We start from the raw sequence: 14,504 nt of genomic DNA, 5'->3' as shown, positions 1-14,504 counted from the left end.
AGATTGAGATAATGAATGGCTGGCAGCGAATGCTGGCCATGGATGTGCAACAGACAAAAAAGTGAAGAGAAACGTGAATACACAGCAACTGGCGAAACTACGTACTATCGTGCCCGAGATGCGCCGCGTCCGGCACATTCACTTTATCGGCATAGGTGGTGCCGGTATGGGTGGTATCGCTGAAGTGTTGGCAAACGAAGGTTATCAGATTAGCGGTTCAGATTTGGCACCTAACCCGGTAACTCAGCATTTGGCTTCATTGGGCGCACAGATCTATTTCCATCACCGCCCAGAGAATGTGCTGGATGCCAGTGTGGTGGTGGTTTCAACGGCAATTTCTGCGGATAACCCCGAGGTTGTCGCGGCTCGCGAGGCGCGTATTCCGGTGATCCGCCGCGCAGAAATGCTCGCTGAATTGATGCGTTTTCGTCATGGGATTGCCGTTGCTGGCACCCACGGTAAAACCACCACGACAGCCATGGTTTCCAGCATTTATGCCGAAGCGGGTTTAGATCCGACATTTGTGAATGGTGGGCTGGTTAAAGCGGCGGGTACGCACGCGCGTTTAGGCTCTAGCCGTTATCTGATAGCAGAGGCGGATGAAAGCGATGCATCATTCCTGCATTTGCAACCGATGGTGGCGATTGTCACCAATATTGAAGCCGACCACATGGATACCTACCAGGGCGACTTCGAGAACTTAAAACAGACATTTATTAACTTTTTGCACAATTTGCCATTCTATGGCCGTGCCGTGATGTGTATCGATGATCCTGTGGTGCGCGAGTTGTTGCCACGTGTTGGCCGCCATATCACCACTTATGGCTTCAGTGATGATGCCGATGTGCAGATCGCCAGTTATCGTCAGGAAGGCCCACAGGGGCACTTCACACTCAAGCGCTTGGATAAGCCATTGATGACGGTGACCCTGAATGCTCCGGGCCGTCACAATGCGCTGAATGCCGCAGCGGCGGTTGCGGTGGCGACGGAAGAGGGCATTGAAGACGATGACATCCTGCGCGCGCTGGCAGGATTCCAGGGGACGGGTCGCCGTTTTGATTTCCTTGGCAACTTCCCACTGGCACCGGTCAACGGCAAAGAGGGCAGCGCGATGCTGGTGGATGATTACGGTCATCATCCAACGGAAGTGGATGCCACAGTTAAAGCGGCACGGGCTGGTTGGCCGGATAAACGTATTGTGATGGTTTTCCAGCCGCACCGTTATACCCGCACCCGCGACCTGTATGACGATTTCGCTAATGTGCTATCGCAAGTTGATGTTTTGCTGATGTTGGATGTGTATGCCGCGGGTGAAACGCCGATCCCTGGCGCTGATAGCCGCTCGTTATGCCGAACCATCCGTAACCGTGGCAAATTAGACCCGATTTTGGTTTCAGACAGTGAAACCGTACCAGAAGTGTTGGCGCAAGTGCTGAATGGCGATGATCTGATTCTGGTTCAGGGCGCAGGTAACATTGGTAAAATTGCCCGTAAATTGGCTGAGCTTAAATTGCAGCCACAGATAAAAAACGAGGAACATCATGGCTGAGAAAGTTGCGGTACTGCTGGGGGGGACCTCTGCCGAACGTGAAGTGTCATTGCTATCCGGTCAGGCCGTTTTAGCGGGTCTGCGAGAAGCCGGTATCGACGCCCATGGTATTGATACTAAAGAGTTCCCGGTAACTCAGCTTAAAGCGCAGGGCTTTGATAAGGTCTTTATCGCCTTACATGGCCGTGGTGGCGAAGATGGCACCTTGCAAGGCGTTTTGGAGTTTATGGGCCTGCCTTATACCGGCAGCGGCGTGATGGCATCCGCCTTAACCATGGATAAATTGCGCACTAAATTAGTGTGGCAAGCTCTGGGTTTACCGATTTCGCCTTATGTCGCGCTGGATCGTCAACAGTTTGAAACACTTTCGTCAGAGGAATTGGCGGCACGTGTCGCTAAGCTTGGCCTGCCTTTAATCGTGAAGCCAAGCCATGAAGGCTCCAGTGTCGGCATGAGCAAGGTGGATCACGCCAATGAGCTACAGGGCGCGCTGGTTGAGGCGTTCCGCCATGACACTGATGTGCTGATTGAAAAATGGTTGAGTGGCCCGGAATTTACCGTTGGGATCCTCGGTGATGACGTTTTACCGTCGATCCGTATTCAAGCGCCCGGCGTGTTTTATGACTATGAAGCCAAATATTTGTCAGATGAGACACAGTACTTCTGCCCAAGCGGCCTGAACACTGAGTTGGAGCAGCAATTAGCCGCATTGGCATTGCGGGCTTATCAGGCGCTGGGTTGCAGCGGTTGGGGCCGTGTTGATGTCATGCAAGATAGCGACGGCAATTTCTACCTGCTTGAGGTGAATACTTCACCGGGTATGACCAGCCACAGTTTAGTGCCGATGGCAGCCCGCCAATATGGGTTGAGTTTCTCCCAGTTGGTGGCCCGAATTCTGACGTTGGCTGACTGAGATGTCGCAAGCTGCCCTGAATGCGCGTGAACGTGCGGCGGAAAACACCGCAGCCCGGCGCAGTAACGGAGGTCAATTGGCGGGTATGGTTTTCCTGCTGATGGTGCTTGGGACCATACTCTGGGGCGGTTGGGTAGTGGTGGGTTGGATGAAAGATGCCAGCCGACTACCGCTGTCGAAACTGGTGGTGACCGGTGAACGCCATTACACCACCAATGATGATATTCGCCAGGCGATTCTGGCATTGGGCGCACCGGGTACCTTTATGACGCAGGATGTGAATATCATCCAGCAACAGATTGAGCGGTTACCTTGGATTCAGCAGGCCAGTGTGCGTAAACAGTGGCCGGATGAGCTGAAAATCCATCTGGTGGAGTATGTGCCCTTTGCCCGCTGGAATGATTTGCATATGGTTGATGAGCAGGGGCGGTCATTCAGTGTGCCCTCTGAACGAATTGGCAATCAGAAACTGCCACTACTGTATGGCCCGGAAGGCAGTGAACAGGATGTTCTGGAAGGCTATCGGGTAATGAGCAAGGTGTTAGCGGCCAGCAAGTATCAGCTAAAAATGGCGGCGATGAGCGCCCGGCATTCTTGGCAGTTGGCCTTAGATAATGATGTTCGGCTGGAGCTGGGTCGGGATGACCGGATGGGGCGTTTACAGCGTTTCATCGAGTTATATCCGTTGTTGCAACAGCAGCCAGATAAACGCGTCAGTTATGTAGATTTGCGCTATGAGACAGGGGCGGCAATAGGTTGGGCTCCGGTATTCATCGGCAGTCAGGGTGGTGAGCCACCCATAAATGGCCAGCAGAACAGTAATCCGCAACAGAATCAGGCACAGGCAAAACAACAATGATCAAGTCGACGGACAGAAAACTGGTAGTAGGTCTTGAGATCGGAACGGCAAAGGTCTCCGCATTGGTAGGGGAAGTTCTGCCCGATGGCATGGTCAATATTATTGGGGTAGGCAGTTGCCCATCCCGTGGCATGGATAAGGGTGGGGTTAACGACCTTGAATCGGTAGTGAAATGCGTTCAGCGCGCTATCGATCAGGCTGAGTTAATGGCAGATTGCCAAATTTCATCTGTCTATTTGGCGTTATCGGGCAAACATATCAGTTGTCAGAATGAAATAGGGATGGTTCCTATTTCAGAAGAAGAAGTAACTCAGGAAGATGTAGAGAACGTAGTGCATACCGCGAAGTCGGTACGTGTGCGTGATGAGCATCGTATCCTGCACGTTATTCCGCAGGAGTATGCCATCGATTATCAGGAGGGCATCAAAAATCCTGTTGGTCTTTCTGGCGTGCGGATGCAGGCCAAAGTGCACCTGATTACCTGCCATAACGATATGGCAAAAAATATCGTCAAAGCGGTGGAACGTTGTGGCCTCAAAGTGGACCAACTTATTTTCGCCGGTTTGGCAGCAAGTTATGCGGTATTGACGGAAGATGAACGTGAGCTGGGTGTCTGTGTGGTCGACATCGGCGGTGGCACCATGGATATGGCGGTTTATACCGGTGGCGCATTACGGCACACCAAAGTGATCCCTTACGCCGGGAACGTGGTCACCAGCGACATAGCTTATGCCTTCGGTACACCGCCAACAGATGCGGAAGCGATTAAAGTTCGACACGGCTGTGCGCTCGGGTCGATAGTCAGCAAGGATGAAAGTGTAGAAGTGCCAAGTGTTGGCGGACGCCCTCCTCGTAGTCTGCAAAGACAGACGCTCGCTGAGGTTATAGAACCACGCTACACCGAGTTGCTGAATTTAGTTAACGACGAGATTTTACAATTGCAGGAGCAACTGCGTCAGCAAGGCGTGAAGCACCATCTGGCAGCCGGTATTGTGCTGACTGGCGGTGCGGCACAAATTGATGGTCTGGCTGAATGCGCACAACGGGTGTTCCATGCCCAAGTTCGCATCGGTCAACCGCTCAATATCACCGGGCTGACGGATTATGCACAGGAACCTTATTACTCCACTGCTGTTGGACTATTGCATTATGGTAAAGAGTCTCATCTCAGTGGTGAGTCAGAAGTAGAAAAACGTGCCTCAGTGGGCAATTGGTTTAAACGTATCAATAGCTGGCTGAGAAAAGAGTTTTAATGTTTCAACAAAGAGATCAAGCTGAACATATTTTTTGATCTCGAAGCGACAGGCACAAAACGGAGAGAAACTATGTTTGAACCTATGGAACTAACCAATGACGCGGTGATTAAAGTCATCGGCGTCGGTGGTGGCGGTGGTAATGCCGTCGAACACATGGTGCGCGAGCGCATCGAAGGTGTTGAATTCTTCGCCGTTAATACAGACGCTCAGGCGCTACGTAAGACGGCTGTTGGCCAAACCATCCAGATTGGTAGCGGTATTACCAAAGGTCTCGGTGCTGGCGCGAACCCAGAAGTGGGCCGCAATTCAGCCGAAGAGGACCGTGAAGCTCTGCGTGCTGCCCTTGAAGGCGCGGACATGGTCTTTATCGCGGCAGGTATGGGCGGTGGTACTGGTACTGGTGCTGCCCCTGTTGTGGCCGAAGTGGCAAAAGAACTGGGTATTTTGACAGTTGCCGTGGTGACCAAGCCTTTCAATTTTGAAGGCAAAAAACGCATGGCGTTCGCTGAGCAAGGTATTGCTGAGTTATCCAAACATGTGGACTCACTGATCACTATTCCGAACGATAAGTTGCTGAAAGTTCTGGGTCGTGGCATCTCTTTACTGGATGCATTCGGTGCGGCTAACGACGTACTGAAAGGCGCTGTTCAGGGGATCGCTGAGCTTATCACCCGCCCTGGTCTGATGAACGTCGACTTTGCTGACGTGCGCACAGTGATGTCCGAAATGGGTTATGCCATGATGGGCTCCGGTGTGGCTTGCGGTGAAGATCGTGCGGAAGAAGCAGCAGAAATGGCGATTTCCAGCCCGTTACTGGAAGATATCGACCTATCTGGTGCTCGTGGCGTGTTGGTCAACATCACTGCTGGTTTTGATTTGCGTTTAGATGAATTCGAAACTGTGGGTAACACCATTCGTGCATTCGCGTCCGACAATGCGACCGTGGTTATCGGTACATCGTTAGACCCAGAAATGAACGATGAATTACGTGTCACTGTGGTGGCGACCGGTATCGGCATGGACAAACGTCCTGAAATCACGCTGGTTACCAACAAACAGACTCAGCCTGTGATGGACCACCGTTACCAGCAGCATGGCATGTCACCTCTACCTCAGGAAGTTAAACCTGCGGCTAAAGTGGTCAATGATCCAACTGCTCAAACCAATAAAGAGCCCGATTATTTGGATATTCCGGCATTTTTGCGCAAGCAAGCCGACTAATTTCCGAAAATATTGGAATCTCCGCTCTTTGTGCTAAACTGTCCCGCCGATCTTGTTATAAGCTAGGTCGGTAGGATGGATAACATTGCGAGATAAAACGATGATCAAACAAAGGACTTTAAAACGTATTGTTCAGGCGACTGGCGTCGGTTTGCACACCGGTAAAAAAGTCACGCTGACAATGCGACCCGCGCCGGCTAATACCGGGGTCATCTATCGTCGCACTGACTTGAATCCACCGGTTGATTTCCCGGCAGATGCAAAATCCGTGCGTGATACCATGCTCTGTACTTGCCTGGTCAATGAGCATGACGTGCGTATTTCTACTGTTGAGCATCTCAACGCTGCTTTGGCAGGGTTAGGGATTGACAACATTATTATTGAAGTTAACGCTCCCGAAGTACCGATTATGGACGGTAGTGCCAGTCCATTCGTGTATTTGCTGCTAGATGCTGGTATCGAAGAGTTAAACTCTGCGAAGAAATTCCTGCGTCTGAAAGAGACAGTGCGGGTTGAAGACGGTGATAAATGGGCTGAATTGTCTCCATTCAATGGATTCCGTTTAGATTTTACCATTGATTTTAATCACCCGGCGATTGACTCAAGTACTCAACGTTACCGTCTGGATTTCTCGGCCGATTCATTCGTCCGCCAAATCAGTCGAGCGCGTACTTTTGGTTTTATGCGTGATATCGAGTATCTACAGTCCCGTGGTTTGTGCCTGGGCGGTAGTTTCGATTGTGCCATCGTGGTTGATGATTACCGCGTATTAAATGAAGATGGCCTGCGCTTCGAAGATGAGTTTGTTCGTCACAAAATGCTGGACGCGATTGGCGACCTGTTTATGTGTGGTCATAATATTATTGGCGCATTTACTGCGTACAAGTCGGGTCATGCCTTAAATAACAAGCTATTGCAGGCTGTGTTAGCTAAGCAAGAAGCTTGGGAATTTGTGACGTTCCAAGACGAAGCCGAAATGCCATTGGCATTCAAAGCACCGTCTACGGTATTAGCTTACTAAGGCTATTTATCACCATCACTTTTGGTTGCGTTGGCACTCTCTCCGGCCAACGCAGCTAATCGTTCCAATATTATCCTCAGTTTTTCAGGGCTACGGCTCGCTAATCCTCTTAATTCCTTAGCGCTTTCCAAACTTAAGTGACGTAATGGCGGAGATTTCCCAAGATTTTCCGACGATTTTACGGCATCTTGCGTCATGTTATGACCCTTAGCCATTAACGATGGATTAATCCTGATGTCGATTGAAGACAATGATGGTAGAATTTGCGCTCGTAGTGCAGAAAGTAAAGCGGGTTGCTCATAGCGTAAGCGCATTAACCAACTGGCATTCGCGGTTTCTAGCACTAAAACACTCTGTCGATAGTTAGCGACACGGCACCACGGCTGTAATTGTGAAGGGAGTAATCCTTTTACCGCACGGTTAAGTTTTAACAGTGCAGTCGCGCGTTGTTGTACGTTATGTAGCGGTCCGTTTTCTGCTGCAACCGCATCATCGAACAGAACATCTAATAATTGTGGGCGGTTTTCACGCATTGACAAGGCTCCGGCGGATTTTAAACTCGTGATCGGTATTCTAAATCGTTGGCGACAATTTGGTAGACGTTATTTCTGGCCGCATCTCTTATTAGGGATGGTCGCGGCGAGTCTTGGTGTGCCTTCAAATCTGTCTGGCGTGCCAGATCAAACCGCGATACCTAATACATCGTCAAGCCAAAGCCGTCAGAATCATGCTGCGACAAACTTTAGCAGTTTAGCATTGCTGCATGATATACATCGCCGCCCTTCAATCAGCGTAGACTACTGGCAACAGCATGCACTGCGGACGGTTATTCGTCACCTCTCATTTGCGCTGGCACCTCAAGCGGCTTATGCCCGAGTGCAGGAAGTTGCAGAGGTCGAGCAGATAGAATCATCACAAATTCAGCAGCTTGCGTTGCTGAATACACTGAATGCCCTCCTGACGCACGAGTTTAAGCCACCCGCTATCATTCGCTATACCGAGCAGGTTAAGCGGCCTGTTCTTTCGTTACACAAACCTGGGCTTTGGCTTGCACAAGTGCAAGGCATCCGCGCCGGGCCTGCCAATTTCAGCTAATTATTCCCTTTTTTATCCTCATTTTATGTAACCTTTGACCGCCGGTTTGGTGGTCTTGTAAGAGATATTAAGAATTATGCTAATCAAATTATTAACCAAAGTTTTTGGCAGCCGTAATGATCGCACTCTGCGCCGTATGCGCAAAGTGGTTGAGCTAATCAACCGCATGGAACCTGAAGTTGAAAAACTGACTGACGCTGAATTACGCGCCAAAACAGACGAATTCCGTGAGCGCCTGGCAAAAGGTGCGGTGCTAGAAACCTTGATTCCTGAGGCGTTTGCTGTGGTGCGCGAGGCCAGTAAACGTGTGTTTGGTATGCGTCACTTCGACGTACAGCTACTCGGCGGGATGGTACTGAATGAGCGTTGCATCGCCGAAATGCGTACTGGTGAAGGTAAAACGCTGACAGCAACGCTGCCCGCTTACCTCAATGCGTTGAGTGGTCGTGGTGTTCACGTGGTTACCGTCAACGACTATTTGGCTCAACGTGACGCCGAAAATAACCGTCCATTGTTCGAGTTCCTTGGTCTGAGTGTTGGTATCAACCTGCCGAATATGACGGCACCGGCCAAGCGTGCGGCTTATGCTGCTGACATCACTTACGGTACGAACAACGAATACGGTTTTGACTATCTGCGCGATAACATGGCATTCAGCCCTGAAGAGCGTGTACAGCGTAAGCTGCATTATGCGCTGGTAGATGAGGTTGACTCCATCTTGATCGATGAAGCCCGTACTCCGCTGATTATCTCTGGCCCAGCCGAAGATAGCTCCGAGATGTATATTCGGGTTAACAAACTGATTCCAAAACTGATTCGTCAGGAAAAAGAGGACTCAGATACCTTCCAGGGTGAAGGCCACTTCTCAGTGGACGAAAAATCACGTCAGGTTCACCTGACAGAACGTGGTTTGATTCTGATTGAGCAAATGTTGGTAGAAGCGGGCATTATGGAAGAGGGGGAGTCACTATATTCTCCAACTAACATCATGTTGATGCACCACGTAACGGCAGCGCTGCGCGCGCATGTGCTGTTTACCCGCGATGTTGATTACATTGTGAAAGACGGCGAAGTTATCATCGTTGACGAACACACTGGTCGTACCATGCAAGGGCGTCGCTGGTCAGATGGTCTGCATCAGGCTATTGAAGCCAAAGAGGGCGTGGAAATTCAGAATGAGAACCAGACGCTGGCTTCCATCACCTTCCAGAACTACTTCCGCTTGTACGAAAAATTGGCCGGTATGACCGGTACAGCAGATACCGAAGCATTTGAATTTAGCTCAATCTACAAGCTGGATACCATTGTTGTCCCTACTAACCGTCCAATGATTCGTAAGGATTTGGCTGATTTGGTCTATATGACCGAGCAGGAAAAAATCGGCGCGATCATTGAAGATATCCGTGAGCGTACCGCCAATGGTCAGCCTGTATTGGTCGGGACTATCTCGATTGAGAAATCTGAAGTGGTATCCGCTGAGTTAACTAAAGCGGGTATTGAACATAAAGTTCTGAACGCCAAATTCCACGCAATGGAAGCGGATATCGTTTCTCAAGCGGGCCAACCGGGTGCGGTCACTATCGCAACCAACATGGCCGGCCGTGGTACTGACATCGTGTTAGGTGGCAGCTGGCAGAGTGAGATTGCCTTGCTCGAAGATCCAACTGAAGAGCAAATCGCAGCCATCAAAGCGGCATGGCAGGTTCGTCATGATGCGGTTCTGGCCTCCGGTGGTTTGCACATTATTGGTACTGAGCGCCATGAGTCACGCCGTATCGATAACCAGTTGCGTGGTCGTGCGGGTCGTCAGGGTGATGCGGGTTCTTCACGCTTCTATCTGTCTATGGAAGATGCGTTGATGCGTATTTTTGCCTCCGACCGTGTGTCTGGCATGATGCGTAAACTGGGTATGAAACCGGGCGAAGCCATTGAGCATCCATGGGTAACCAAGGCCATTGCTAATGCACAGCGTAAAGTTGAAAGCCGTAACTTCGATATTCGTAAACAATTACTGGAATATGATGATGTTGCCAGTGACCAGCGTCGCGCTATCTACAGCCAGCGTAACGAGTTGTTAGATGTGTCCGACGTTAGCGAAACCATCAACAGTATCCGTGAAGATGTCTTTAAAACGGTTATTGATGGCTACATTCCAACCCAGTCACTGGAAGAGATGTGGGATGTTGAAGGGCTAGAGCAGCGTCTGAAGAATGATTTCGATCTTGATATGCCAATTGCAAAATGGCTGGAAGATGAGCCGCAACTGCATGAAGAGACACTACGTGAGCGTATTCTTCAACAGGCGATCGAAGTTTATCACCGCAAAGAGGAAGTTGTTGGTGTTGAAATGATGCGCAACTTCGAAAAAGGCGTGATGTTGCAAACACTTGATTCCTTGTGGAAAGAGCATTTGGCTGCGATGGACTACCTGCGTCAAGGTATCCATTTACGTGGTTATGCGCAAAAAGATCCTAAGCAAGAATATAAGCGTGAATCCTTCGCTATGTTTGCCGCCATGCTGGAATCACTGAAATATGAAGTGATTAGCGTGCTGAGCAAAGTACAGGTGCGGATGCCTGAAGAGGTAGAGGCGCTGGAAGTACAGCGTCGTGAAGAAGCTGAGCGTTTGGCTAAACAGCAGCAACTGAGCCATCAGTCTGACAACAGCGCATTGATGTCACAGGACGAGATCAATGTTGCCGCCAACCTTGAGCGCAAAGTGGGTCGTAACGATCCGTGTCCATGTGGCTCAGGCAAAAAGTACAAACAGTGTCACGGTAGCCTACAGTAATATTTAGGCCACGGTCACACTGACAATAAGGGCGGCTAAACACCGTCCTTTTATTTTGTTTTTTTGTCGAGCTACCTTAGGACAAGTAAGCGGGGGGTCACATGAGTCAGCTCTCTGATGAGGAGAAAAAGAATTGAAACATTTGCATATTGCGGTAGGGATTATTCGCAACGCCCAGCAAGAGATTTTTATTACCCGGCGTGCTGTTGACTCCCATATGGCGGGTTTTTGGGAGTTCCCTGGCGGGAAAATTGAACAGGGTGAAACGCCGGAACTGGCCTTAAAACGTGAACTGTTGGAAGAGACCGGAATTGTGGTGCAGAAGGCGACGCTACTCAAAGTGCTAGAGCATACTTTTACTGATCGTATTGTGACATTAACCTTCTATATGGTCGAAGCGTGGGACGGAGAACCTTTTGGTCGCGAAGGGCAACCGATGCGCTGGGTGAGACAATCTGAATTGTTGGCGGAAGAGTTTCCACCCGCGAATGCAGCAATCATCGAACTACTCACTGCATAGCGCCGCGTTATAACCTCAATGGAGCAACATAGTTTGCTCCATTTTTGGTATGAGCATCAGTGCTTAGGGGGTTCTTCCTCGCTCCATTCGTCACTGTCAGATAACTCGCCACTACTGGAAATACGTTTTTCTTCGTCCGCCCACTCACCTAAGTCAATAAGCTGGCAACGCTTGCAGCAGAAAGGGCGGTACGGGCTTTGTTCACCCCAAACTACGATTTTCCCACAAGTTGGGCAGTTAACCTCGATGACTTCGGGTTCCATGTTCTCTCCTCAAAATCTTTCTCTACCCTCTATCTTTCAAGTCGCAGGTGAATGAACTTGTCACTTTCCTACCCCTTGAAATCCATTAGGTATAATTATAACTAAATCAGCAGCAGGCTAATTCAAACGATAAACGAGCTGGCACAGTACCATTTTCACTGTCGAGTGGTAAGAAGCGAATGGCATATCGTGTTTTATGGCCAGAAATTTGCGGGTATAGCTGGGGATCTAGCGGCAGACGTAATCGGAGCAGATCTGCACCTTCGGCGTTATCTTGGAAGAAGCCATTCAAGCTGATTTGTGGGCGTAATGGGCCAGTCTGGCGGATTAAGTCTAAAATGAGGGTCAGCGACTGATTGAGTGGAACTAAGCTTGCCAGCAATTTACCAATGTGCTGATTGCGCTGTTCCTGCGGCTGGTGCAACCAAGTGTGTAAAGTGGGTAAATCAAAACTACAGCAACCGCCGGGAATACTCAGCCGCTGGCGAACAACACTGATTAAGCGGTCTTCTTTCAATGCTTGCCCAATACGTGGTGCTGACATTAATACTGATGCCCGGCTTTTTAGCTGACTGCGCAGGGTATCCATTAACGACATATCAACGCCGGGCATATCACTCCATTGCTGCAATTTCTGTTGTTGGCGCTCAAGCTCTTTGAGCAAATCAGTACGCACTTCACCGCGCTCAAGAACATCAATTAAATCTGATGCAGTGCGGAAAAATGTTAACGCACTGGCGATGTTATCTAATGAACACTGGCTTGCTAGTTGTTGTAGTAAAAACTCCATTCTCAGCCAGGTGCGCATCTTTTCATTGAGCGGGTGTTCAAATAGTATTGTTGAGGTGAGGTCACTCATTGATGTAGATCCTGTTGGGCCGCTGCTGCTAATTTTAAGTACTGCTGGTGTAATGAAGCAACTTGCGGGGCGATAATTAATGGATCGCCGCTATTGTCAATAATGTCATCAGCACAGGCCAGCCGCTGCTGTCGCGAAGCCTGTGATGCTAAAATATGTTCTGCCTGTTGGCGGGTAATACCATCTCTTGCCATCGTTCGAGCGAGCTGTATTTCAGGTGTAACATCTACCACTAACACACGATTGGCTCGGTGGTGTAAACCATTTTCAACCAGTAGTGGGACAACCCAAAGTACGTATGGTGTATCTATCTTTGCAAATTGGCGCTGAGTTTCTTGCTGAATGAGCGGATGCAATAATGAATTTAACCATGCTTTTTCCTGCGGCTCACTGAAAATTTTTTCGCGCAATGCTGCACGATCTAATGTGCCGTCAGCTCGCAAAATAGTTTTGCCATAGTGGGAAGCAATAGCTGCTAATGCTGGCATTCCCGGTTCAACGACTTGGCGGGCAATGATATCAGCATCAATAAGGGGCACACCAAAATTAGCGAATGTATTTGCTACGGTGCTTTTGCCGCTGCCAATTCCGCCGGTGAGGGCCACAATATAGGTCATTGCCTAACCTTGCATGCTGTTAGTGAGTGGCCGAATTGTATCTGAAAGCAGGTGGTCAGGCATAGCAAGGAGTGCATTCTGTTTGAACTGAGTGGAGAAATACGTGAAGTCGGTATATCAACGGACGCGTGGTTGCGACTCTTCAGATAATTTGTGGGATTGTAGCGTAAATAAAGGTGAATTCGCAGTCTTGCCGAAGAATTATTCATGCGTATGATAGCTTCACTGGGATGGCGTGATTTACGCCCGATCAATTTTGCGATCTATCGCCACTAACCAGGAATAATAAGCCATGCGTATTGAAGAAGGTTTGAAGTTAGGTTTCAAAGATGTATTAATCCGCCCTAAACGTTCAACACTGAAAAGCCGCTCTGAAGTGGAACTTGAGCGCCAGTTTACCTTCAAACACTCAGGTTGGAATTGGTCCGGTGTACCTATCATCGCCGCTAATATGGATACTGTTGGCACCTTCCGCATGGCTGAAGTTTTGGCCTCATTCGATGTCCTTACCGCGGTTCATAAGCACTACACTGTTGAGCAGTGGGGCGAGTTTGTGAAACGTGTTCCTGAATCAGTACTGCGCCATGTTATGGTCTCCACGGGCACCTCTTCTACTGATTTCGACAAAATGAAACAAATTTTGGCGTTATCACCCGCCTTAAAATTCATCTGTATCGATGTGGCCAACGGCTACTCAGAACATTTTGTCGCTTTCCTGCAAAGAGCCCGTGAAGCTTGCCCGGATAAAGTGATCTGTGCGGGTAATGTGGTCACTGGCGAGATGGTAGAAGAGCTGATCCTGTCGGGCGCTGATATTGTTAAAGTTGGCATTGGGCCAGGTTCAGTTTGTACTACGCGAGTGAAAACTGGGGTTGGCTATCCACAGCTATCCGCTGTTATCGAGTGTGCTGATGCGGCGCATGGTCTGGGTGGACAGATTGTCAGTGATGGCGGTTGTTCAGTACCGGGTGATGTGGCAAAAGCGTTCGGCGGCGGTGCTGATTTTGTTATGTTGGGTGGTATGCTGGCTGGACATGATGAGTGTGAAGGCCGCGTTGTTGAAGAGAATGGCGAGAAGTTCATGCTGTTCTACGGTATGAGCTCTGAATCTGCTATGAAACGCCATGTAGGTGGTGTTGCTGAGTATCGTGCAGCCGAAGGCAAAACCGTTAAATTGCCATTGCGTGGCTCGGTTGATAACACAGTACGTGACATCATGGGCGGCCTGCGTTCAGCCTGTACTTACGTCGGTGCTTCACACTTAAAAGAGCTGACCAAACGCACTACGTTTATCCGTGTAGCAGAGCAAGAAAACCGCGTATTTGGCAGTAATTAATCCCAAGCTTCCGGTGATAATGTCTTTCTGGATGCGATGGTCAATGAATACCTGACGTTTATTCATTTCAGAGTGACAACTTATTTCAGCGGCAGTGACACTGTCGCTGAAATACAAAACGCCCGATGTAGTCCATCGGGCGTTATAAGGAGAGCGTTCAGAATTCTGTGTCACGTTAAAATCATTATAGCGTTATCACTTTAT

The 14,504-nt window shown here is 49.4% G+C and carries 14 protein-coding genes; 10 read left to right on the top strand and 4 right to left on the bottom strand.

Annotated elements, in window-relative coordinates; genetic code table 11:
* Window positions 1–73: 73 nt before the first annotated feature.
* From murC to lpxC, 6 genes are all read left to right on the top strand, one after another.
* The gene (gene murC, locus AACW11_RS17335; protein WP_212584929.1) at window positions 74–1,549 is read left to right on the top strand and encodes a UDP-N-acetylmuramate--L-alanine ligase; all 1,476 of its coding nucleotides are present in this window, start codon (window positions 74–76) and stop codon (window positions 1,547–1,549) included.
* The gene (locus AACW11_RS17330; RefSeq protein WP_212584928.1) at window positions 1,542–2,462 is read left to right on the top strand and encodes a D-alanine--D-alanine ligase; all 921 of its coding nucleotides are present in this window, start codon (window positions 1,542–1,544) and stop codon (window positions 2,460–2,462) included. The genes murC and AACW11_RS17330 overlap by 8 nt, the downstream gene beginning before the upstream one ends.
* 1 nt (window position 2,463) lies before the next feature.
* The gene (ftsQ, locus tag AACW11_RS17325) at window positions 2,464–3,321 is read left to right on the top strand and encodes a cell division protein FtsQ (RefSeq protein ID WP_212584927.1); all 858 of its coding nucleotides are present in this window, start codon (window positions 2,464–2,466) and stop codon (window positions 3,319–3,321) included.
* Entirely contained in the window at window positions 3,318–4,574 is a 1,257-nt protein-coding gene (ftsA, locus tag AACW11_RS17320) for a cell division protein FtsA (RefSeq protein WP_002210431.1), read from the top strand. The genes ftsQ and ftsA overlap by 4 nt, the downstream gene beginning before the upstream one ends.
* 72 nt (window positions 4,575–4,646) lie before the next feature.
* Window positions 4,647–5,798: a cell division protein FtsZ gene (ftsZ, locus tag AACW11_RS17315; RefSeq protein ID WP_004389003.1), complete on the top strand. Its 1,152-nt coding sequence runs from the start codon at window positions 4,647–4,649 to the stop codon at window positions 5,796–5,798.
* Between the two features lie 100 nt (window positions 5,799–5,898).
* Window positions 5,899–6,819 carry a UDP-3-O-acyl-N-acetylglucosamine deacetylase gene (gene lpxC / locus AACW11_RS17310; protein ID WP_004389005.1) on the top strand — a complete coding sequence of 307 codons (921 nt, stop codon included), beginning with the start codon at window positions 5,899–5,901 and terminating at the stop codon, window positions 6,817–6,819.
* Between the two features lie 2 nt (window positions 6,820–6,821).
* Here the strand turns inward: lpxC and AACW11_RS17305 are convergent, their stop codons facing one another.
* Window positions 6,822–7,352, bottom strand: coding sequence for a DUF721 domain-containing protein (locus AACW11_RS17305; protein WP_212584926.1), 531 nt, complete (start codon window positions 7,350–7,352; stop codon window positions 6,822–6,824).
* Window positions 7,353–7,380: 28 nt separating this feature from the next.
* Between AACW11_RS17305 and secM the strand changes: the two genes are divergently transcribed.
* From secM to mutT, 3 genes are all read left to right on the top strand, one after another.
* Entirely contained in the window at window positions 7,381–7,914 is a 534-nt protein-coding gene (secM, locus tag AACW11_RS17300; protein ID WP_212584925.1) for a secA translation cis-regulator SecM, read from the top strand.
* Between the two features lie 76 nt (window positions 7,915–7,990).
* Window positions 7,991–10,705 carry a preprotein translocase subunit SecA gene (gene secA, locus AACW11_RS17295; protein ID WP_212584924.1) on the top strand — a complete coding sequence of 905 codons (2,715 nt, stop codon included), beginning with the start codon at window positions 7,991–7,993 and terminating at the stop codon, window positions 10,703–10,705.
* Window positions 10,706–10,838: 133 nt separating this feature from the next.
* Window positions 10,839–11,225 carry an 8-oxo-dGTP diphosphatase MutT gene (mutT, locus tag AACW11_RS17290; RefSeq protein ID WP_212584923.1) on the top strand — a complete coding sequence of 129 codons (387 nt, stop codon included), beginning with the start codon at window positions 10,839–10,841 and terminating at the stop codon, window positions 11,223–11,225.
* A 56-nt stretch (window positions 11,226–11,281) separates the two neighbouring features.
* Here the strand turns inward: mutT and yacG are convergent, their stop codons facing one another.
* From yacG to coaE, 3 genes are all read right to left on the bottom strand, one after another.
* Window positions 11,282–11,488 (bottom strand): DNA gyrase inhibitor YacG, encoded by a 207-nt coding sequence (gene yacG, locus AACW11_RS17285; RefSeq protein ID WP_032814702.1) that lies wholly within the window; start codon window positions 11,486–11,488, stop codon window positions 11,282–11,284.
* Window positions 11,489–11,594: 106 nt separating this feature from the next.
* Window positions 11,595–12,347 carry a cell division protein ZapD gene (gene zapD, locus AACW11_RS17280; protein WP_212584922.1) on the bottom strand — a complete coding sequence of 251 codons (753 nt, stop codon included), beginning with the start codon at window positions 12,345–12,347 and terminating at the stop codon, window positions 11,595–11,597.
* A complete protein-coding gene (gene coaE, locus AACW11_RS17275) occupies window positions 12,344–12,964 on the bottom strand; it encodes a dephospho-CoA kinase (RefSeq protein ID WP_212584921.1) in 621 nt (206 codons plus the stop codon). The genes zapD and coaE overlap by 4 nt, the downstream gene beginning before the upstream one ends.
* Window positions 12,965–13,256: 292 nt before the next feature.
* Between coaE and AACW11_RS17270 the strand changes: the two genes are divergently transcribed.
* Window positions 13,257–14,300 carry a GMP reductase gene (locus tag AACW11_RS17270; protein ID WP_212584920.1) on the top strand — a complete coding sequence of 348 codons (1,044 nt, stop codon included), beginning with the start codon at window positions 13,257–13,259 and terminating at the stop codon, window positions 14,298–14,300.
* Window positions 14,301–14,504: the final 204 nt, after the last annotated feature.

Source organism: Yersinia sp. Marseille-Q3913 (genome assembly GCF_963892745.1).
GTDB classification, from domain to species: domain Bacteria; phylum Pseudomonadota; class Gammaproteobacteria; order Enterobacterales; family Enterobacteriaceae; genus Yersinia; species Yersinia bercovieri.
This window is presented reverse-complemented; position numbering and strand designations above follow the sequence as displayed.

Bases quoted from the DNA above. Each gene is read 5' to 3' on its own strand.
- lpxC (WP_004389005.1), top strand. From the start codon at position 5,899: ATGATCAAACAAAGGACTTTAAAACGTATTGTTCAGGCGACTGGCGTC.
- ftsQ (WP_212584927.1), top strand. From the start codon at position 2,464: ATGTCGCAAGCTGCCCTGAATGCGCGTGAACGTGCGGCGGAAAACACC.
- AACW11_RS17270 (WP_212584920.1), top strand. From the start codon at position 13,257: ATGCGTATTGAAGAAGGTTTGAAGTTAGGTTTCAAAGATGTATTAATC.
- AACW11_RS17330 (WP_212584928.1), top strand. From the start codon at position 1,542: ATGGCTGAGAAAGTTGCGGTACTGCTGGGGGGGACCTCTGCCGAACGT.
- coaE (WP_212584921.1), bottom strand. From the start codon at position 12,964: ATGACCTATATTGTGGCCCTCACCGGCGGAATTGGCAGCGGCAAAAGC.
- ftsZ (WP_004389003.1), top strand. From the start codon at position 4,647: ATGTTTGAACCTATGGAACTAACCAATGACGCGGTGATTAAAGTCATC.
- AACW11_RS17305 (WP_212584926.1), bottom strand. From the start codon at position 7,352: ATGCGTGAAAACCGCCCACAATTATTAGATGTTCTGTTCGATGATGCG.
- zapD (WP_212584922.1), bottom strand. From the start codon at position 12,347: ATGAGTGACCTCACCTCAACAATACTATTTGAACACCCGCTCAATGAA.
- secA (WP_212584924.1), top strand. From the start codon at position 7,991: ATGCTAATCAAATTATTAACCAAAGTTTTTGGCAGCCGTAATGATCGC.
- ftsA (WP_002210431.1), top strand. From the start codon at position 3,318: ATGATCAAGTCGACGGACAGAAAACTGGTAGTAGGTCTTGAGATCGGA.
- yacG (WP_032814702.1), bottom strand. From the start codon at position 11,488: ATGGAACCCGAAGTCATCGAGGTTAACTGCCCAACTTGTGGGAAAATC.